Source organism: Megasphaera sp. AM44-1BH (assembly GCF_003467125.1).
Classification (GTDB): domain Bacteria; phylum Bacillota; class Negativicutes; order Veillonellales; family Megasphaeraceae; genus Megasphaera.
The window spans coordinates 12,064-32,462 of record NZ_QSFA01000012.1 but is presented as its reverse complement, the minus strand read 5'-3'; the positions used below and the strand labels follow the sequence as shown (position 1 = coordinate 32,462).

At 49.1% G+C, this 20,399-nt stretch carries 20 protein-coding genes; 16 read left to right on the top strand and 4 right to left on the bottom strand.

The window, feature by feature from the left end; genetic code table 11:
* Positions 1-78: 78 nt before the first annotated feature.
* The 8 genes from DW949_RS08840 to rlmD all read left to right on the top strand — a co-directional run bounded on the left by DW949_RS08840 (position 79) and on the right by rlmD (position 8,820).
* The gene (locus DW949_RS08840) at positions 79-948 is read left to right on the top strand and encodes a phosphoribosylaminoimidazolesuccinocarboxamide synthase (RefSeq protein ID WP_118022870.1); all 870 of its coding nucleotides are present in this window, start codon (positions 79-81) and stop codon (positions 946-948) included.
* Between the two features lie 125 nt (positions 949-1,073).
* The gene (gene rpsO / locus DW949_RS08835; RefSeq protein ID WP_059075274.1) at positions 1,074-1,340 is read left to right on the top strand and encodes a 30S ribosomal protein S15; all 267 of its coding nucleotides are present in this window, start codon (positions 1,074-1,076) and stop codon (positions 1,338-1,340) included.
* 167 nt (positions 1,341-1,507) lie between these two features.
* On the top strand, positions 1,508-3,667 hold the full coding sequence (locus tag DW949_RS08830; RefSeq protein ID WP_118022869.1) for a polyribonucleotide nucleotidyltransferase: 2,160 nt from the start codon (positions 1,508-1,510) through the stop codon (positions 3,665-3,667).
* Positions 3,664-4,110, top strand: a complete 447-nt coding sequence (gene dut / locus DW949_RS08825; protein ID WP_118022868.1) for a dUTP diphosphatase — start codon at positions 3,664-3,666, stop codon at positions 4,108-4,110. Before DW949_RS08830 ends, dut begins: the two co-directional genes overlap by 4 nt.
* 137 nt (positions 4,111-4,247) lie before the next feature.
* Positions 4,248-4,802 carry an NUDIX hydrolase gene (locus DW949_RS08820; RefSeq protein WP_118022867.1) on the top strand — a complete coding sequence of 185 codons (555 nt, stop codon included), beginning with the start codon at positions 4,248-4,250 and terminating at the stop codon, positions 4,800-4,802.
* Positions 4,803-4,879: 77 nt separating this feature from the next.
* A complete protein-coding gene (locus tag DW949_RS08815) occupies positions 4,880-6,052 on the top strand; it encodes a phosphopentomutase (RefSeq protein ID WP_118022866.1) in 1,173 nt (390 codons plus the stop codon).
* A 5-nt stretch (positions 6,053-6,057) separates the two neighbouring features.
* The gene (locus tag DW949_RS08810) at positions 6,058-7,362 is read left to right on the top strand and encodes a thymidine phosphorylase (protein ID WP_118022865.1); all 1,305 of its coding nucleotides are present in this window, start codon (positions 6,058-6,060) and stop codon (positions 7,360-7,362) included.
* A 75-nt stretch (positions 7,363-7,437) separates the two neighbouring features.
* Complete coding sequence (rlmD, locus tag DW949_RS08805) at positions 7,438-8,820, top strand: 23S rRNA (uracil(1939)-C(5))-methyltransferase RlmD (RefSeq protein ID WP_118022864.1); 1,383 nt, start codon at positions 7,438-7,440, stop codon at positions 8,818-8,820.
* Between the two features lie 311 nt (positions 8,821-9,131).
* Here the strand turns inward: rlmD and DW949_RS08800 are convergent, their stop codons facing one another.
* Genes DW949_RS08800 through DW949_RS08785 form a run of 4 tightly spaced genes read right to left on the bottom strand, consistent with a single transcriptional unit; the run spans position 9,132 to position 12,935 of the window.
* A complete protein-coding gene (locus DW949_RS08800; RefSeq protein WP_118022863.1) occupies positions 9,132-10,700 on the bottom strand; it encodes a recombinase family protein in 1,569 nt (522 codons plus the stop codon).
* Complete coding sequence (locus DW949_RS08795) at positions 10,700-11,116, bottom strand: integrase (RefSeq protein ID WP_118022862.1); 417 nt, start codon at positions 11,114-11,116, stop codon at positions 10,700-10,702. The genes DW949_RS08800 and DW949_RS08795 overlap by 1 nt, the downstream gene beginning before the upstream one ends.
* A gap of 4 nt (positions 11,117-11,120) precedes the next feature.
* Positions 11,121-12,680 carry a recombinase family protein gene (locus tag DW949_RS08790; protein WP_118022861.1) on the bottom strand — a complete coding sequence of 520 codons (1,560 nt, stop codon included), beginning with the start codon at positions 12,678-12,680 and terminating at the stop codon, positions 11,121-11,123.
* Between the two features lie 39 nt (positions 12,681-12,719).
* Entirely contained in the window at positions 12,720-12,935 is a 216-nt protein-coding gene (locus DW949_RS08785; protein WP_118022860.1) for an SHOCT domain-containing protein, read from the bottom strand.
* A gap of 159 nt (positions 12,936-13,094) precedes the next feature.
* On the opposite strand from DW949_RS08785, the gene DW949_RS08780 reads away from it, so the two are divergent.
* The 8 genes from DW949_RS08780 (at position 13,095) to DW949_RS08745 (ending at position 20,351) form a co-directional block, all read left to right on the top strand.
* A complete protein-coding gene (locus tag DW949_RS08780; RefSeq protein ID WP_118022859.1) occupies positions 13,095-13,361 on the top strand; it encodes a hypothetical protein in 267 nt (88 codons plus the stop codon).
* On the top strand, positions 13,351-13,671 hold the full coding sequence (locus DW949_RS08775; protein WP_118022858.1) for an rRNA biogenesis protein rrp5: 321 nt from the start codon (positions 13,351-13,353) through the stop codon (positions 13,669-13,671). Before DW949_RS08780 ends, DW949_RS08775 begins: the two co-directional genes overlap by 11 nt.
* Positions 13,661-14,788, top strand: a complete 1,128-nt coding sequence (locus DW949_RS08770; RefSeq protein ID WP_118022857.1) for a DUF2800 domain-containing protein — start codon at positions 13,661-13,663, stop codon at positions 14,786-14,788. Before DW949_RS08775 ends, DW949_RS08770 begins: the two co-directional genes overlap by 11 nt.
* A 13-nt stretch (positions 14,789-14,801) precedes the next feature.
* Complete coding sequence (locus DW949_RS08765; protein WP_118022856.1) at positions 14,802-15,368, top strand: DUF2815 family protein; 567 nt, start codon at positions 14,802-14,804, stop codon at positions 15,366-15,368.
* A gap of 15 nt (positions 15,369-15,383) precedes the next feature.
* Positions 15,384-15,572: a hypothetical protein gene (locus DW949_RS08760; RefSeq protein WP_118022855.1), complete on the top strand. Its 189-nt coding sequence runs from the start codon at positions 15,384-15,386 to the stop codon at positions 15,570-15,572.
* 60 nt (positions 15,573-15,632) lie between these two features.
* On the top strand, positions 15,633-17,621 hold the full coding sequence (locus DW949_RS08755; RefSeq protein ID WP_118022854.1) for a DNA polymerase: 1,989 nt from the start codon (positions 15,633-15,635) through the stop codon (positions 17,619-17,621).
* Positions 17,622-17,691: 70 nt separating this feature from the next.
* A complete protein-coding gene (locus DW949_RS08750) occupies positions 17,692-18,111 on the top strand; it encodes a DUF4406 domain-containing protein (protein WP_118022853.1) in 420 nt (139 codons plus the stop codon).
* Positions 18,108-20,351, top strand: a complete 2,244-nt coding sequence (locus tag DW949_RS08745; protein ID WP_118022852.1) for a phage/plasmid primase, P4 family — start codon at positions 18,108-18,110, stop codon at positions 20,349-20,351. The genes DW949_RS08750 and DW949_RS08745 overlap by 4 nt, the downstream gene beginning before the upstream one ends.
* The last annotated feature ends 48 nt before the right edge of the window (positions 20,352-20,399 follow it).

The following is a 20,399-nucleotide window of genomic DNA, read 5'->3' as shown; positions in this document are numbered from 1 at the left end:
GCAGGATAAAATTCTTTATGGTATCATAAGTGTGTTCCAATTTACATATTACTTACTATTTGGTGATGGAGGCGCAGCATGAAAGAATATAAACCGTTTAAATCGGGCAAAGTCCGCGAAGTATATGATATTGGCGATAGCATCGTCATGGTAGCCACGGACCGCATCTCTGCTTTTGACCATATCCTCAAGAATAAGATTACCCAGAAAGGTGCCGTCCTGACACAGATGTCCCGCTTCTGGTTCGATTTTACGAAAGATATCATTCCCAATCATATGATTTCTGTCGATGTGAAAGACATGCCGGAATTTTTCCAGCAGCCCCAGTTCGACGGCAACAGCATGAAGTGCCAGAAACTGACCATGATTCCCATGGAATGCATCGTCCGCGGCTATATCACCGGCAGCGGCTGGGAAAGCTATAAAGAAAACGGCACCGTCTGCGGCATCAAACTGCCGGCTGGTCTCAAGGAATCGGAAAAACTGCCGGAACCGATTTTTACCCCGTCTACCAAAGCCGAACTGGGCGAACACGATATGAACGTGTCCCTGGAAGAAGGGGCGGCATTCCTCGACAAAACCTTCCCGGGAAAAGGCAAAGAATATGCTGAAGCCATCCGCGATTATACCATTGCTCTGTATAAGAAATGTGCCGATTATGCACTCTCCCGGGGCATCATCATTGCCGATACGAAGTTTGAATTCGGCCTCGATGACAAAGGCAATATCGTCCTTGGCGATGAAATGCTGACGCCGGACAGCTCCCGCTTCTGGCCCCTTGAAGGCTATGAAGCAGGCAAATCCCAGCCGTCCTATGACAAGCAGTTTGTCCGCGACTGGCTGAAAGCCAATCCCGACAGCGACTACCTCCTGCCCCAGGATGTCATCGACAAGACCATTGAAAAATACAAAGAAGCCTATGAACTCCTGACAGGCAAGGCGTTCTAAGCCTTTACAGCATGGCAGGGATATAGTATAATATGTGATGTCGTACGGGTGCCAGGTGTCTCGAATCTCCGACGATCACGTAGCACTTTGCGAATAGATTATTTTTACAAATGGAGGAACGAACTATGTTAAGTGTAGAAGAAAAGAAAGCTATCGTCGCCAAATACGGCGCAAATGAAAACGACACAGGATCCCCGGAAGTGCAGATTGCGCTCCTTACGGCCCGCATCGTCTATCTGACGGAACATCTCCGCAGCAACAAGAAAGACCATGCATCCCGCCGCGGCCTGCTCAAATTAGTTGGTCAGCGCCGTAACCTGCTGGCATATCTTCAGAAACATGATCTTGGCCGTTATCGTGCTATTCTTGAAAAACTGAACCTGCGTAAATAATCGCGTTGTGTGAGGCTGATGTGTACGCATCAGCCTCTTTTTTCAGAACATAGTGTATGTTACAGGTTGGTAGGTTATAGGTCAGTACCGCTTTTCGGCGATACTGACCTATGACCTACAGCCTGTCTGAATTTCTCTTAGGACTCTTTCATTAAGGAGGAAAACGAATGGAAAAACAGGTATTCCAGATGGATTTTGCCGGTCGTCCCCTGGTCATTGAAGTAGGACAGCTCGCCAAACAGGCAAGTGGCGCAGCCTTGGTCCGCTATGGTGATACGGCCGTCTTTGTTACGGCTACGGGATCGAAAGAAGCACGGGAAGATGCAGATTTCTTCCCACTGACCGTCGATTATGAAGAAAAAATGTACTCTGTAGGGAAGATTCCCGGCGGCTTTATTAAACGGGAAGGCAAACCGCCCGAATCGGCGACTCTTTTTGCCCGCCTGATCGACCGCCCGATCCGCCCGCTGTTCCCCAAGACATACCGTCATGACGTCCACGTCGTAGCCTATGACTTCTGCGTAGACCATGACAACGCGCCGGAAATCGCTGCCATGATCGGTGCTTCCGTATCGCTGTGCATGTCCCATATCCCCTTTGCCGGCCCGATTGCCGGTGTCCGCGTAGGCCGTGTCGATGGCCAGTTCGTCGTAAACCCGACGGTGGCCCAGAGCGAAGCCAGCGATATGGATATCGTCGTAGCAGGGACCAAAGATGCCATCCTCATGGTAGAAGGGGGCGCCAAACAGGTACCGGAAGCAGATATCCTCGATGCCATCATGTTTGCCCATGAAGAAATCAAAAAAGTTGTCGAATTCCAGCTGGGATTCCTGCCTCAGATCAGCGTGCCCAAACAGGAATTCGTAGAAAAAGAACCGCCGGCAGATATTGTAGAAGCCGTTCATGCTTATGGCGAAGCCGCCATGAAAGAAGCTATCTGCAACGCCGATAAGATTTCCCGTGAAGAAAAGATGAATGCCGTCGAAACGGACATCTACGAACACTTTGCCGATATTTATCCGGACAATCAGGACGATGTCGCCGAAATCACCCAGAAGATGATCAAGGAAATCGTCCGTCACATGATTGCCGTCGATAAGATCCGTCCCGATGGCCGCCGCGTCGATGAAGTCCGTCCGGTCAGCTGCGAAGTCGGCCTGTTCAAGCGCACTCATGGCACGGGCCTGTTTACCCGCGGACAGACACAGGTACTGAGTTTCTGCACCCTGGCGCCGCTTTCTGAATGCCAGCATATCGATGGCGTCGGCCTGGAAACGGACCGCCGTTATATGCATCATTATAATTTCCCGAGCTTCTGCGTCGGCGAAACTAAATCGTCCCGTGGCCCGGGCCGCCGTGAAATCGGCCATGGCAAACTGGCAGAACGGGCACTGACCCAGGTCATGCCGAGCGAAGAAGAATTCCCCTATGCTATCCGCGTCGTATCGGAAGTCCTCGAATCGAACGGCTCCAGCTCCATGGGCAGTACCTGTGGCAGCACACTGGCCCTGATGGATGCCGGCGTGCCTATCAAAGCCCCTGTAGCCGGCGTAGCCATGGGTCTGGTAACGAAAGGCGATGACTTCACCATCCTGACCGATATTCAGGGGATGGAAGATGCCCTGGGCGATATGGACTTCAAAGTAGCCGGTACCATGAAAGGCGTCACGGCTATCCAGATGGATATCAAGATCAAAGGTCTGAGCCGGGAAATCCTCGACAAGGCCCTGAAACAGGCTCATGAAGGCCGTATCTTCATCATGGGCAAGATGCTGGAATGCATCAGCGAACCGCGCAAGGAACTGTCTCCCTATGCACCGCGTATTATCACCATGCATATCGACCCCGACAAGATCCGCGATGTCATCGGGCCGGGCGGCAAGGTAATCAAACAGATCACGGAAGAAACGGGAGCCAAAATCGATATCGATGACTCCGGCCTGGTCTATATCGCCTCTGTCGATGCCGCTGGCGGTGAAAAGGCGAAGGAATGGATCGAAAACCTGACAAAAGACGTGGAAGTAGGGGAAACCTACCTCGGCAAAGTCACGCGTATCATGAACTTTGGCGCCTTTGTGGAAATCCTGCCGGGCAAAGAAGGCCTGGTCCATATTTCCCAGCTGGCTAAAGAACGGGTAGAAAAAGTAGAAGATGTCGTCAATATCGGCGATGAAATCATGGTCAAATGCGTGGAAATCGATGACAAAGGCCGTATCAACCTGTCGCGCAAAGCCCTGCTCGGTGGCGGTGACGGGCAGGCACACCGCAGTCACGGACCGCGCAATAGCCATGGACGTCAGAATGACAACAAAAAGGTGCAGAAATGAGGCACCGGGGATTTGAAATCGTTACGGCATATGAAGGGAAAGATATTCACGTGCCGCAGCGGAAAACAGCAAAAAGCGCCGGGTATGACCTGGAAGCCGCAGCCGATACCGTCCTGGCTCCCCATGCCGTGACGGTCGTGCCGACGGGACTCAAGGCATATATGGAACTGAATGAATACCTTTCCATTTTCATCCGTTCCAGCCTGGCGTTCAAAAAAGGCCTTATGCTGGCCAACAGCACGGGAATCATTGACTGCGATTATTACAATAATCCCGATAACGAAGGCCATATCATGATTGCCTATTACAATACCAAGGACGTTTCCTACACGATAAAAAAAGGGGAACGCATCGCCCAGGGGATATTTATGAAATACCTGACCACCGACGATGACGATGCATCAGGCATCCGCATGGGCGGCATAGGCAGTACGGGCCAATAAGGACTGACCTTTGATGTCAGATATAACGAGAGGCTGTCGCACGAAGGGTTCCGCCATCATGCGACAGCCTTTTTGGCATAAAATGGACCATCCACTAACCACTGGCCACTAACCACTAAAAAAGGGGAGGAATCACAATGAGTATCAGTACAGAACGCATGATTGCAAGAAAAGAAATTTTACATGGCCGCGTCCTCCATGTTACCGTAGATACCGTAGAAATCGATGACGGACAGGGCGGAAAACCGAAGACGGCCACACGGGAAGCCGTATGGCATTTTGGCGCCTGCGCTATTTTACCCGTGACCGATGATGGCAAAATCATCCTTGTCCGTCAGTACCGCTACGCAGCCGCCCAGCCTATGCTGGAAGTACCGGCCGGCAAGATTGAACACGACGGGGAAAATCCGGCGGAATGCGCGCACCGGGAACTGGAAGAAGAAACGGGATTTTCTTCCGACGATATCCAGCCCCTGGGCTACGTCTATACGTCGCCGGGATTCTGCAATGAACGGATATACCTTTATCTTGCCAAAAACCTGAAAAAAGGCCATCAGCACCTCGATGAAGACGAATTCATGAACCTTGAATACTATACGCCGGAAGAAGTGGAACACTTGATCGATACTAATGAAATCGTCGATGCCAAGACCATCGCCAATTTCCAGAAAGCGAAAAAATATCTTCGCTGAGGCCGCTCTTTTCCATACGCCCGGAACAACCCTATGGTATAATAAAAGAAAAACTATTTCCCAAAGGGGTGACCTATATGAAATTTAAACGAATTATTGTCATCGTCATGGATAGCGTTGGTGCCGGCGATGCGCCCGATGCGGCTGCGTTTGGTGATGCCGGGGCCGATACGATCGGACATATCGATGCCCGGGTGCCGTTGCGCGTGCCCAATCTGCGCCGCCTGGGCTGGGGGAATATAGCCCATATTCATCAGGAACCGGCGGAAGTCATCGGCTCTTATGGCCTGATGGAAGAACAGTCGGCCGGCAAGGATACGACCAGCGGCCACTGGGAATTTATGGGTAATATTGTGGAAACGCCTTTCCCTACCTTTCCCCATGCCTTTCCCCCGGACCTGCTGAACGCGTTTACGGAAAAAACAGGGTATGGCTATATCGGCAATGAAATTGCGTCGGGTACGGAAATCATCGAACGGCTGGGGCCGGACCATTTCCGCACGGGCCTTCCCATCATCTATACATCGGCGGACAGCGTCTTTCAGATTGCCGCCCACAACGACGTCATTCCACTTGACGAATTGTACCGCATCTGTGACATCACGCGGAAGGAAGTCTGCGTCGGCCCCTATGAAGTAGGGCGCATCATTGCCCGGCCGTTTATCGGTACACAGGGCCATTTCGTCCGTACGGGAGACCGCCGGGACTACAGCCGCCTTCCCAAGAAAAAAATGGTCTTTTCCTATCTTTCCGGATCAGGACGTTTTGTCGCAGGCGTAGGGAAAATCGGCGATATTTACGCCCATATCGGCCTCACCGAATCATACCATACTGGGGACAATCCGGCAGATATGAAGGCCCTGACGGAACAATTGCTGGCCCACCGGGACCGGGAAGGCCTGCTCATGGCCAATTTTGTCGATTTCGACAGCCAGTATGGCCATCGCCGCAATGTAGAGGGCTATGCCGCCTGCATCGAAGCCTTTGATGATATGCTGGGCCATTTCCTGCCCCTGGTCCAGCCCGATGAACTGCTCATGATCACGGCAGATCACGGCAATGACCCGACCTGGAAAGGAACAGACCATACGCGGGAACGGGTGCCCCTCGTCGTCTATAGCCCGGCCCTTACGGAACCGGTCAACCTGGGCATCCGCAAGACCTATGCTGACCTGGGACAGACCATCATGGATAACTTCTCCCTGGGGCAGCTTCCGGCAGGAACGGGATTTCTTTCGGAACTGAGGTGACGCCTATGTGGCCTATAGACTGCATTGCTCATAAACGGGATGGCCGGGTGCTTTCCGATGAAGAAATTACCCGCTTCATCGGGGACTATACGGCGGGCCGGGTGACGGACTATCAGGCCGCTGCCTGGTGCATGGCCGTGTATCTAAAGGGTATGGATGCAAGGGAAACGACGGCTCTGACCAAGGCCATGGCAGAAAGCGGCGATCTCGTCGATCTGTCCTCTATCCCGGGAATCAAAGTAGATAAACACAGTACAGGGGGCATCGCCGATACGACGACGCTCATCGTAGCGCCGCTGGTCGCCGCTGCCGGTGTGCCTGTAGCCAAGATGAGCGGCCGGGGACTGGGATTTACGGGAGGAACCATCGACAAGCTCCAGTCGATTCCCGGTTTTCAGACGGAACTTTCAGAAGATGCCTTCCTCCAGCAGGTGCAGGACATGGGAATGGCCGTTATCAGCCAGTCCGGTGAAATCGCTCCGGCAGATAAACTGCTCTATGCCCTGCGCGATGCGACGGCGACCGTCGAAAGCATTCCGCTCATTGCCAGCTCCATCATGAGCAAGAAAATCGCCTCCGGAGCCGACGCCATCGTCCTCGATGTCAAATACGGTGACGGAGCGTTCATGAAGACAAAAGAACGGGCCCGCCAGCTGGCACGGACCATGGTCGATATCGGCAGACTGGCCGGCCGGCCGACGAGGGCTGTTCTGACTTCCATGGAAGCTCCCCTGGGAACGGCTATCGGCAACAGCCTGGAAGTCGATGAAGCCGTAGAGGCCCTGTCGGGAAAGGGCGGCCGCCGGCTCATGGAAGTCGTTGAAGCCATCGGCAGCCAGATGCTCATCCTGGGCGGCAAGGCAGCGGACGAAGACGAGGCCAGAGCCTGCATACGCCACCTGGTGCAGAACGGGGAAGGCCTGAAAAAATTCCGCCAGTTCGTCCGTGCCCAGCACGGCAGTGCGTCCTGGATTGGAAAGAAACCCCTTACCAGGGCTCCGCAGATGTACACCGCCGTATCGACCGAAACGGGCTATATCACGGCCGTTCATGGACGGGCTCTGGGAGAACTGGCCATGCGCATGGGAGCCGGCCGGGCCCGTAAGGAAGATGCCATCGACCCGATGGTCGGCATACGTCTGTTCAAAGAATTGTATGATCCGGTCCGGGCGGGGGAACCGTTGTTTACGCTCTACGGCAACTCTCACGCGCCCATGGAAGAACTGGCGCAGCAGGCGGCAGAGCAGATTATCATATCAGACGGACCGGCTCCCGTACAGAAACCCGTCGTTTCAGAAATTATTATGTAACAAAAGCCTCTCCGGCAAGGATAGAGCATACCGTTACCTGCGGAGAGGCTTTCGTATATCCAGGAAAGGACCCATATGAAGGAAAAACATGCGATTCCCGTACAAAAAGGGAAAATCTATGAAATACCCGTGATGCGGCTGGGCACCAGCGGGGAAGGTGTCGGGCGATATGAAAATTTTACCATATTCATCTCCGGTGCACTGCCGGGAGAAACCGTCCGGGCACGGATCCAGCTGATCAAAAAAAACTATGCCATAGCGGAACTGGCCGGAATCGTTACGCCCTCGCCAGACCGTATCGAGCCGCACTGCCCTGTCTACGACCAGTGTGGCGGCTGTCAGCTCCAGCACATGACTTATGAAGGAGAACTGAAAGAAAAACGGCAGCAGGTAGAAGACGCCATGGTCCGTATCGGCCACCTGAATCACGTCCCCGTACTTCCCGTACTGGGCGCTTCCTCACCCTGGCACTATCGCAATAAAATGCAGTTTCCCGTTGCGGCAGCCGGCAGGGGAAAGGTCGCCATCGGCTGCTTTGCCGCTGCCACTCACAAAGTCATCGATGTGGCCGATTGCGCCATCCAGAAAGAAGACAACAATACCATTATCCGCGTGGTCCGTCAGTGGATGAAAGACTTCAAGATACCAGCCTATGACGAAGACGCCCGGACAGGCATCGTACGCCACGTCATGGGCCGTGTCGGCGTCCATACGGGAGAAATCATGGTCTGCCTGGTAACGGCCGGCGATGTGGTGCCGCACATGAAAGACCTGGTACAACGCCTGCGCCGTGAAATACCGGGACTGACCAGCGTCGTCCAGAATATCAATACCCGTCATACCAACGTCATACTGGGGCCCAGGACCCGCACCATATATGGCAAAGATACGATTCACGATTCCATCGGGCCGCTGACCTTCCATATTTCGGCCCAGTCCTTCTTCCAGGTCAACAGCGAACAGGCCCAGCGGCTTTACGAACAGGCACTGGCTTTTGCTGACCTGAAAGGAAAGGAAACCGTTGCCGACGTCTACTGTGGCACCGGGACCATTACATTGTTCCTGGCCCAGAAAGCAAAACAAGTCTACGGTATCGAAATCGTTGCCCCGGCCATCCGCGACGCCGTCCGCAACGCCCGGGACAATCACATACGGAATGCACAGTTCATCCTCGGCGATGCCGTCTATAAACTGCCGGAACTCATCCGGGAAGGCGTCCGCCCCGGCGTCATCGTCCTCGACCCGCCCCGGGCCGGCTGTGGCGAACCGGTTCTCCAGGCCATTGCCCGGAGCAAACCAACACGCGTCGTCTACGTCTCGTGCAACCCGGCCACCCTGGCCCGCGACCTGGCCTACCTGGAACAATACGGATACCAGACCGTCAAAGTACAGCCCGTAGACATGTTCCCCCGGACTCATCACGTTGAGTCGGTAGCATTGATGTCACGCAAGATGTAGTGTTATGTAAATTTTCACTCTACTATATATTCCAAAAACCTTGAATTAACGCCACTAGATAGGTTGAGGCTGTGGCAAAATTATTTCATCACAAGGTCTGGATTTTTACTGAAGTATTGAATTGCCAGTGTTCGAAATGAATGCGTAAAACAACATAGATATTTGTTTTACGGAACTTTGAATTTGATGGCATAGTAGGGGTCGAGAACTCAACATAGATGATTTTATATGTCGAGTGCGCCAGGTAGATGCCAGAAAAATGAATTAGAAAAAAAGAGCAGGTGCTCCCTTTTTATGGTGAGTGCCTGCTCTTATTCATTTATGTCTACGCTTATGCCGGATTTAAATTCAACAGTGAAGTGCTTTGGAAACACCGTAATTCTTTCAATAAGCTTATGAACTAATGATTCATCAAATGCCGTAAGGTTTGAAGGTTGTCTTTTTATGAATTCTTGCAAAGTTTTAATGCGTTCAGCTACTTCTTTCTGGCTGCGCAGATTATTTTCGGCTTTTTCCTTTTGATCCCGTAGGCGGAAAATTTCATCGGCAATGGCATCATAAGCCTGACGATTGTTTGCCTTTGTGATAAGCTCTTGCTGTAATTCTTCCAGGCGTTTCTGTATCCCGTCTGGTGAAAGCGTGTCGGATTTCGTGATGGCTTTTGCAAGATTTTCCTGCAATTGTTGAATAAAAGAATCACTGCCTAGCAAAATCTGATTCATAGCTTTTAGTGAGATGTCCTTGAGGAGTTCTTCATTTACTGTTCGATTCGTGCAGTTTGTATCTGCAGCAGTAGGTTCCAACCTTGTAATACAACGCCAAACGATAGATTTGTGGCCATGATTATTCCAATGAACGCGCCGGTAAAGATCTCCGCATTCACCGCAGCGAACAATCTGAGAAAAACAGTTGTTACTGGAAAAATTACGCTTTTTCCCGGAAGGGCTGACATGAACAACGCGGCGACGAACTAGTTCGGCCTGTACCTGCATAAAGATTTCCTTGGGAATAATGGCTTCGTGATCATTCTCGACATAGTATTGGGGAACAATTCCGTTATTCTTGACGCGTGTTTTTGTCAAAAAATCAGTTGTATATGTTTTTTGCAGTAGTGCATCTCCCATGTATTTTTCATTTCTCAGAATTTTGTTAATGGTACTGCTGTGCCATCTAGTTTTGCCCGCCCCAGTACGAATGCCGTCTTTTTCCAAATGACGGGCAATCTTTGCCATGCTGTACCCTTCCAGGTATTCGCGATAGATTCGTTTGACCACTTCTGCTTGTTCTGGATCAATTATAAGATGGCCGTTTTTATCTTTTGTATAGCCCAGAAAATAATTGTGATTGATTTGTACTTTACCTTGTTGATATCGATACTGAAGGCCGAGTTTTACATTTTGAGAAAGTGATTGAGATTCTTGTTGTGCAAGACTGGCCATGATGGTAATCAGTACTTCACCTTTGGCATCCATCGTATTAATAGCTTCTTTTTCGAAGAAAACAGGAATATTTTTATCCTTCAGCTTTCGTATGTATTTTAAACAATCTAGCGTGTTACGTGCGAACCGGCTGATGGATTTTGTAATCACCATATCAATATTTCCAGCCATACATTCGTCTATCATGCGATTAAACTCTTCACGCTTTTTGGTGTTTGTACCTGAAATGCCATCGTCGGCAAAGATACCGGCAAGACTCCATTCTGGATGATTATGGATGTATTCGGTATAGTGGGAAACTTGTGCTTCATAGCTTGTTTCCTGTTCGTCTGAATCGGTACTAACGCGGCAGTAGGCAGCAACGCGTAACTTTTTCTGTTCCGACTTTTTTATGGTGTTTCCCATTCGCTTTTTTGCCGGAATGATCATAACAGTTCCCATTATATTACCTCACTTTCAATTAGGCTATAAAGATATTCGGCCTGTAACTTGGGATTTTTATAATGTTTACTCGCCTTGGACAATCGGAAAGAGGTCGGTAGCAATGCAGGATTTACGGCTGTTTTGCGATGCAATCTTCCCAACACAGTGGCACGTCGAAGGCATTCTTTCGAAGCTCTATCAAACGTATTTTTGTCTATAATGGCAGGGTAGAAGTTATCTCCCAGGTAGTGCTTGTTTTCCATCAGGCGTTTAGCTGTACCATGATATGTTTCAATTCCAGCTTCAACGGCGGCTTTTGCCAGTGACATCCCAGATAGATAATTTTCATAAAGCTTTTTGATTTTATTGGCCTGTTTTATGTCAATGATGGCTTTGCCATTTTTTATGATATATCCATAAGGAGTATGTCCCATACCGTTACCTTCTTTCTGTAAGTGCGAGACCACATTTTAATATAAAGCAAATCTCATTACGTGAGCGAATGAGAATGTGGTCTACAAATTTTTCAAAGAGCATTGGATCAAATGCCGTCACAGCAGGTGCTTTTTCAACGAAGCGTAAAAGATTTATTGCCTCTGTTATGATGGCCATACTGTCAGAAACGGTGTGCTTTAAGGACTCAATATTTTTTTGATAGGCATCGGCTTGAAAGAGGAGTTCATTTGTTTCCTTATTATAAATGATAGAGTCAATAATACCTTGAGACAGAAGTTTTGTTAATGTTTCTCTCTTTTCACTGTTATGGGCTAACAGCGTATGGAGTTTCTGGATTTTTTTCATTGAATTATTAGCAGGATCTGTTTTTAAAGATTGTACATATGGGGTTAAGATGATTTGACGGAAACACTTCAACTTATTCATCATGATAATAAAAGCTTGCTTTAACGTTTCATCACGGATAAAGAGCATGTGGCATTTATTTTTGTTCCGGAGATGTGTGCTGCAACACCAGGCAACATATTTATACCCAGCGTAACCGTGCATTCGCCGTTTAAAAGTGTTGCCACATTCGCCACAAATCACTTTACCGGAAAACGCATAACTATTCTGATATTTTTCGCTCCCTTGAATAATTCCTTTTTCTATGGCCCGTTGACGAATTAGCCTTTGAGCCGTCGTGAAGTCTTCACGGCTGATAATAGCTGCGTGATGATCTTTAACCAGATATTGTGTCACTTCACCATGGTTATTATGACGAACAAAATTTGAATCTGAGTATGTTTTTTGGAATAGGCAGTCACCAACGTATTTTTCATTAGATATCATGTCGCGGATGGTTGTTGCAGTCCAGTGTCCACTTCGTTTAGATGCAACACCTCTTTGATTTAAATCATCAGCTATAGTCTGGGTGCTTTTCCCCGATAAAAGCATCGCGAAGATTTTTTGAACAACCGTTGCTTGTTCTGGATTGATAACCATTTGCTCACCGTCCCAAACATAACCGTAAGGTGGGTAAGATATTTTAAATGTGCCATTCTCAAATCGCTTTTGTATGGACCATTTACTGTTTTCTGAAATAGATACGGATTCGTTTTCGGCTAGCGTGGAGAGCAGTGATAAAAAAAGTTCGCTTTTCATAGATCCCGTATTGATGTTTTCTTTTTCAAAATAAAGGGGAATATGCAGGGCCTGTAAATCGCGGACTAATTCCAGGCAATCCATCGTATTCCTGCTGAATCGGCTGATGGATTTAGTCACAATAAAATCGATCTTGCCTGCTTTGCAATCATCCATGAGTCTTAATAATTCTGGGCGTTTGTCTTTCTTTGTCCCAGTGATGCCTTCATCGTAATAGATGCCGGCAAATTGCCAATCGTCACGGCTGTTGATATAGTTTTCATAATGGACTTTTTGTGCTTCAAGGCTTTCAAGCTGGGCATCTGAACTGGTGGAGACACGACAGTAAGCGGCGACCCTAATTTTCTCCTTTTTGTTCTCTACATTTTGAGATTTTTCAATTTTTGTTACCTTCTTCAAGTAGACATCTCCTTTCCATGTCTATATATCACTCTGTCATCATAATATTTCAAGTGTTTTTGGCGATATTTCCGCAAATAACGGAGGAAATGTTTCACGATTGATGTCGGAGAGGATGTAAAACTCTTTCTGACCAATGAGCTTATCCTCTAACATGTCCTTGGCGATGCGTTGAGCCATATGGAAGAATAATTCGCTCTGAATGCGTTCTGCAGTGTAGTAAGAATTAAGTGTATTTTCAACTGACTTGTTCATAATCTCACCTCTACTTTCTTATGGAGAAAGCAGAACTCTTTGAGCACAGAAAATTCATATATTTCAATTAAAAAGCCGTAGGCTTTCCTTAGCGGGAAAGACCTGCGGCTTTTTTGCTCAATTATAAATCTTATCTCCATTAGAAAGTAGGAGAGCGATTTGGGTGGGGAGCAAAAAATAAAAAAGTTTGCTCAAAATCGGATTCCTTCTCCAAAAGAAAGTAGGAGGTGTGATAAGGCCTCTGGAAAGGAGAGAAAAGTGATGAATACAAACTATCCAGATACCGACATAGCTGTGTGTAATGTGGCTGAAGAAATCCAAGTCCTAAGTGCTATCAGTCAAGTATCTGCCAGAATGGCAAGGAACTTACTACTCTTTGCCGTGCATCATTCTACGATGGAAGGAGAGACAATTCATGACAAATGAAGAAACAGCAAGACAAGTTGCACAATTACTACGCATAGCGGCAGACGCTATCAATCAAGCAGCAGACAAGGTAGCTCAAATAGCGGAAATGGAAAATGGCCAAGAAGTCAAGGCGAACGGAAATAAACAGGGTCCTCAACCGACTCTGGAAGATGTCCGCAAAGTCGCCGCCGACAGGTCACGCCAGGGATTTACGGACGAAGTCCGCAGCCTCATTCAGAAACACGGCGCCAACAATCTGTCCAGTGTTGATGCGGCACAGTACAGCACCCTCTTGAAAGAATTGGAGGCGATTGGTCATGCCGGATAAACACGCGGTGCTGTCCGCTTCATCCTGCTACCGTTGGTTGGCTTGCCCGCCGTCTGCGAAGGAATGTGCCAGGCTGCCAGATACGACTAGTGAATTCGCTCGCCAAGGCACCAATGCCCATACACTCTGTGAATTCAAAGTAAAGATGGCACTGGGACAGAAATTGGAAGATCCGACGAAGTCTCTGACGTACTTCGATGAAGAAATGGCTGAATGTACTGATGAATACTCACAGTTCGTTATGGAATGTCTAGCAACTGCCAAAGCATCCTGCAAGGATCCGCTCATCATGGTGGAACAGCGACTGGACTTCTCGAAGTGGGTGCCTGGCGGCTTTGGTACCGGCGACTGCCTCATCGTAGCCGATGATACCTTGACCGTTATTGACTACAAACATGGACTTGGGGTCCTCGTAGGCGCCGAGAAGAATCCGCAGATGATGTGCTACGCCCTCGGCGCGCTGAACCTGTTCGATGGCATCTATGATATTCGTCGGATATCGATGACCATTTTCCAGCCCCGCCGTGATAACGTCAGCACCTACACCATGCCCAAAGAAGAATTGCTCCAGTGGGCTGAAACCGTATTGAAGCCAGCGGCAGAACTGGCGGCAAAGGGAGAAGGAGAGTATAAAGCTGGCGACCACTGCCGCTTCTGCAAAATCAAGGCGACCTGCCGCAAACGGGCCGAGTACAACTTGGAACTGGCCCAGTATGATTTCGCCGTCCCGTCCACGCTTCAAGATGAAGAAATCGAAGCCGTCCTGGCTAAAGCCGATGAACTGGTGAATTGGGCTGGAGATGTCAAAGAATACGCTTTGCAGCAGGCCCTGTCCGGCAAGCAGTGGGACGGATGGAAACTGGTCGAAGGCCGGTCAAACCGCCGCTACGTAAGTGAAGAAGCAGTCGCTGCCAAAGTGGAAGATGCGGGCTTTGACCCATACGAAAAGAAGCTGCTCGGCATTACAGCCATGACGAAACAGCTCGGCAAGAAGCGGTTCGAAGAACTGCTGTCAGATTTAGTGGAAAAGCCGCAGGGCAAGCCGGTCCTGGTACCGGAATCGGACAAACGCCCGGCTATGCACACTGCGACAGACGATTTTAATGTTAAATTTTAAGGAGGAAAAAATTATGTCTAAAAATTATGTAAATCCGTGCAAAGTAATTACTGGCGTCAACACTCGTTGGTCTTACGCTAATGTTTGGGAACCAAAGTCCATCAATGGCGGTACGCCGAAGTACAGCGTCAGCCTGATCATCCCCAAGTCCGATACCAAAACGGTAGAAAAGATTCGCGCCGCTATCAAAGCTGCTTACGAAGAAGGTCAGGGTAAACTCAAAGGCAACAACCGTGTAGTTCCTGCCCTCGAAGCTATCAAAATCCCACTCCGTGACGGTGATTTAGAACGTCCGGGTGATGATGCCTATAAGGACAGTTTCTTCATCAATGCCAATTCTACTACGAAGCCTGGCATTGTCGATGCCGACTGCCAGCACATCCTGGAACGCTCTGAAGTCTACTCTGGCGTCTATGGCCGTGCTTCCATCAGCTTCTACGCTTTTAACAGCAATGGCAATAAGGGCATTGCTTGCGGCCTGAACAACCTGCAGAAAATCCGTGACGGCGAACCCCTCGGTGGCAAACCACGTGCTGAAGATGACTTCGCTACAGCTGACGATGACGATTTCTTGGCATAAGGAAGGAGAATTTCAATGGAAACTACGATGCAAATGATTTTAGAGCTGATGTATTGCCTGGTGGCACTGGCTGCAAGCGGTTTTTTTGTGGCCTTAATTTATACAGACCTCAAGAAAGATCAACGTGACGAAGAAATAGCACGGCACCGGGAAGAACGGGAAGCGGAATATCACCGCAAACAGATGGAATCTTTTCGGAAATAAGTATTGGTAAATGGTGGTGGCGGGACCTTGTGTCTCGCCGCTTTTCTTGAGGTGAAACATATGAAAACCATCAGCATTGATATTGAAACGTTCAGTAACATAAATCTAGCTAAATGCGGTGTGTACAAATATGCTGAATCGCCGGCCTTTGAAATTCTCCTTTTCGGATATGCCGTGGATGGCGACGAAGTACAGGTCGTTGACCTGGCCCAGGGAGAAACTATCCCTGAAGATATTCTGGAAGCCTTAACCGATGAAGCAGTCACCAAGTGGGCCTTCAATGCCAGTTTCGAACGAATCTGCCTGTCGCGATATCTGAGTGATTTGGGGATAAGCCTGGACCCGTTCCATGACCATCACCCTCTTTCCCAGAACTGTGCAAGGTTCCTCAATCCGGCGGGATGGAAATGCTCCATGATCTGGTCGGCCTACATGGGGCTGCCCCTTTCACTGGAAGGCGTCGGCGCCGTTCTAAAACTGGATAACCAGAAGATGAAGGAAGGCAAGGAACTGATTCGTTACTTCTGTGTACCATGCAAGGAAACTAAAACGAATGGTGGCAGGACGAGAAATCTACCTCATCATGCCCCGGATAAATGGACCCTGTTCAAGTCTTATAACAAACGAGACGTAGAAGTGGAAATGGCCATCCAGGAGCGGCTGAAGCACTACCCAGTACCGGAACAGGTATGGGACGAATACCATCTGGATCAGGAAATCAACGACAGAGGCATTGCCATTGACCAGACGTTGGTCGGCCAAGCCGTGGCCATGGATGCCCGGTGCCGGGAATCATTGATGGACGAGTTAAAGAAAAAGACGGGGTTGAAAAATCCGAATTCCGTCATACAGATGATTGCCTGGCTGGAACAGCACGGGATGAAGACTGATTCTTTGAGCAAGAAGCAGGTACAGGAACTGCTGAAGACGGCAGAGGAACCGCTGCGCAGTGTACTGCTTCTCCGGCAGAAGCTGGCAAAGTCTTCGGTCAAGAAATACCAGGCTATGGAACTGACGGCCTGTAATGACAGCCGGGCCAGGGGTATGTTCCAGTTCTATGGGGCCAACCGGACCGGGCGTTTTGCTGGGCGGCACATTCAATTACAAAATCTTCCCCAGAATCATCTGCCGGATCTTTCGGAAGCCCGGGGACTGGTGCGCCAGGGAAATTATGAAGCCCTGGAACTTCTGTACGACTCCGTACCTGATGTTCTTTCCCAACTGATCCGCACCGCCTTTGTGCCACGTAAGGGAATGAAATTTGTGGTATCGGACTTTTCGGCAATTGAAGCACGGGCCATTTCTTGGCTTGCCGGGGAGAAGTGGAAATCAGATGCCTTTGCGGCCGGGCAGGACATCTATTGCACGACAGCCAGTCAGATGTTTGGTGTACCTGTGGTGAAGCATGGGATAAATGGCCACTTGAGGCAGAAAGGCAAAATCGCAGAATTGGCCTGTGGCTATGGCGGTTCTGTCGGTGCGCTGAAGGCGATGGGCGCACTGGAAATGGGACTTTCGGAAGATGAACTGTATCCTCTGGTCCAGTCCTGGCGGTCGGCCAATCCGCATATCGTCGATTTCTGGTGGCAGGTGGATGCCGCCGTAAAGACAGCCATCAAGGAACATGTCCCTATGCGGGCAGGCTGCATCCGCTTCTTGTACCAGAGCGGCATGCTGTTCATCCAGCTTCCCAGCGGACGGCGGCTTTCTTATGTGAAACCCCGGATAGGCGAGAACCGCTTCGGCGGGGAATCCGTCACCTATGAAGGAATCGGCACAACGAAGAAGTGGGAGCGGCTGGAAAGCTACGGCCCGAAATTCGTGGAAAACATCGTCCAGGGCATCAGCCGTGACATCCTCTGCTATGCCATGCAAACTCTTCGATGCAGTGATATTGTTGGCCATGTCCACGATGAACTTATCATCGAATGCGACAGGGATGTCAGCGTTGACGCCATCTGTGAGCAGATGGGGCGGACGCCGCCGTGGGCTGAAGGACTTATTCTGCGAGCCGATGGATATGAATGTGAATTTTATCAAAAAGATTAATGTTTTTGCTCAAAATGGATTTCCTTCTCCATAGGAAAGTAGAAAGAGCTTTTAGGAAGGAGAATTTGAGATGAATAAATTCAATGATGAGCACTATTTAGATCCTACGCCACAGCAAGCATTATCCACTATTGAAGCAGAGAAAAAGGCAATGAAAACATATCGACCTCTGGTTTATGTGTGTTCTCCTTATTCAGGAGATACCTTGAAAAACACTGAAAATGCTCGCCGATATTCCAGATTTGCTTTCGAACAGGGCCGTATCCCCATTGCACCGCATCTGTTGTTCACACAGTTTTTGGATGACGATAATCCGATGGAACGGGAAATGGGGATGCATTTTGGCAATGTACTGATGAGCCTATGCCGGGAAGTGTGGGTGTTCGGCGATATCATTTCCCCTGGCATGGATGCGGAAATCAGGAGAGCCCGGTGGAAAAATTACAGGCTGAGATTTTTTACTAATGACCTCGAGGAGGTAGAAAGATGATTTTTACGATTTACACTGCTGACTGCACTGGCAACGAACACAATGCTGTATATCCAAACAAGGCAGTTATTTCGAACGGCGAGGAATTGAAAACTGCAGCCGCCTTTGACCACGTATGTGCGGTGTATAAGGACAACTACCGGAACCGGGATAACTTTCTGGTATCTGATGTGGCGGTCATGGATTGTGACAATGGAGATACGGACAATCCTGACGAATGGGTGACCGGAAAAAAACTTATTACCCTGTTACCCGATGTGGCTGTGGCTATTGTCCCATCTCGCAATAACATGAAGGAGAAAGATGGAAAAAGTGCTAGACCACGTTTTCATGCTTATTTCATGATTCCCAAAATGACAGACGGAGATGCTTATACAGCACTCAAACGAGCCGTACAAAAGCAGTTTCCGTTTTTTGATGGAGCTGCACTAGATTCTGCCAGGTTCCTTTACGGAAGCCAGGCAGAATCAGTCCTTTGGCAGGATGGGGCTAGAACCATTGCTGATTTATTTTGCGACACGAAGAGCAATGATTCTATCCCACAGGGGCAGCGCAACAATACAATGAGTCGGTTTGCAGGGCGTGTCATCAAACGGTATGGGGCAACAGAACGGGCATATTCCATATTCCTTGAGGAAGCCGAAAAATGTGATCCGCCTTTGGAAGATGCCGAACTCAATAAAATCTGGCAAAGCGCCGTCCGGTTCGGGGAAAAGGTGGCTAAGCAGGAAGGCTATATCAGCCCTGAACAGTACAACAATGATTTTGGCACGGGAAAGTCACTGAAGCCAGGAGACTATTCGGATATCGGGCAGGCGAAGATGTTGGTACGGGAGTATGGCAGTGAGCTGAAATATACTGCTGCCACGGACTATTTGCGCTATGACGGAACGCACTGGGTGGAATCGAAGCAGCGGGCTGTGGGTGCAATGGAAGAATTTCTTGACCTGCAATTGGCGGACGCTCTGGATACCTTAGCTAATACCATAAACACGCTTAAAGAAAGTGGAATATCAGAAGAAGAAATCCGCAGCGGAGGAAAGTCACTTGAAAAACAGATAAGCGAAAAACAGGTCGAGGCCTATCATGCCTATCTGTCTGCCCTCGCTTATAAGAAATTTGTTATGAAACGGCGAGATATGAAATATGTGGTTTCAGCGCTCCAGGCGGCAAAGCCTATGCTTGAAATCAGCTATGATGATCTGGATCAGAACCCGTTCTTGCTGAATTGCCCAGACGGTACCTATGACTTGAACCAAGGGGCATCATCGCGGCAGTTACATAACAGTATGGATTTCATTACCAAGATTACATCGGTTTCTCCAGGTGATGATGGAAAAGCACTCTGGTTGGATTCAGTCGGGCGGACATTCCAGGGAAACGTAGAATTGATTGATTACGTGCAACGAATTGCGGGCTTGGCGGTTATCGGACAGGTGGAGCTGGAAGCCTTGATTATTTCATATGGGGAAGGTTCCAACGGAAAATCTACGTTCTGGAATACGATTGCCAGTGTTTTGGGGAGCTATAGCGGTACTATTTCTGCGGATGCTTTAACGGCCAACTGCAAGCGGAACGTAAAGCCTGAACTGGCTGAAGCTAAGGGGAAGAGACTCCTTATTGCCGCAGAATTGGAAGAAGGCATGCGCCTTTCAACTTCAGTGGTAAAACAGCTTTGCTCCACAGACCGAATTTCAGCAGAAAAGAAGTATAAAGACCCGTCCAGTTTTATGCCTTCCCATACGCTCGTCTTGTATACGAATCATTTGCCACGCGTCGGTGCCATGGACACCGGCATCTGGAGACGGCTTATCGTCATTCCTTTTACGGCAACCATTACGCGGAAGATGGATATCAAGAATTATTCAAAATACCTCTTAGACCATGCGGCACCCTACGTGTTGAAGTGGGTGATGGAAGGGGCCAAGAAGGCCATCGACTGCCAGTTCCATTTCCATCAACCGATGTGCGTGAAGGAGGCCATTCAAAAATACAGGGCAGATAATGACTGGATGACGCATTTCCTGGAAGAATGTTGCGAGATAGATCCTGGCACGCACGAACAATCTGGGAAATTATATGAATCTTACCGGAGTTTCTGTATTCGGACGGGCGACTTTGTCCGTAATTCCACAGAGTTTACCAGAACTTTGGAGCAGAGAGGATTTGAACGGGTGAAAAAGCGGGACGGACGGTTCATAATCGGCATCAGGCTTAAGATTTCAGACTTTTTGGAATGAGTGGTGTGACGGACGGTGACACCCAAATATAAAACCCCTTTTAAGGCT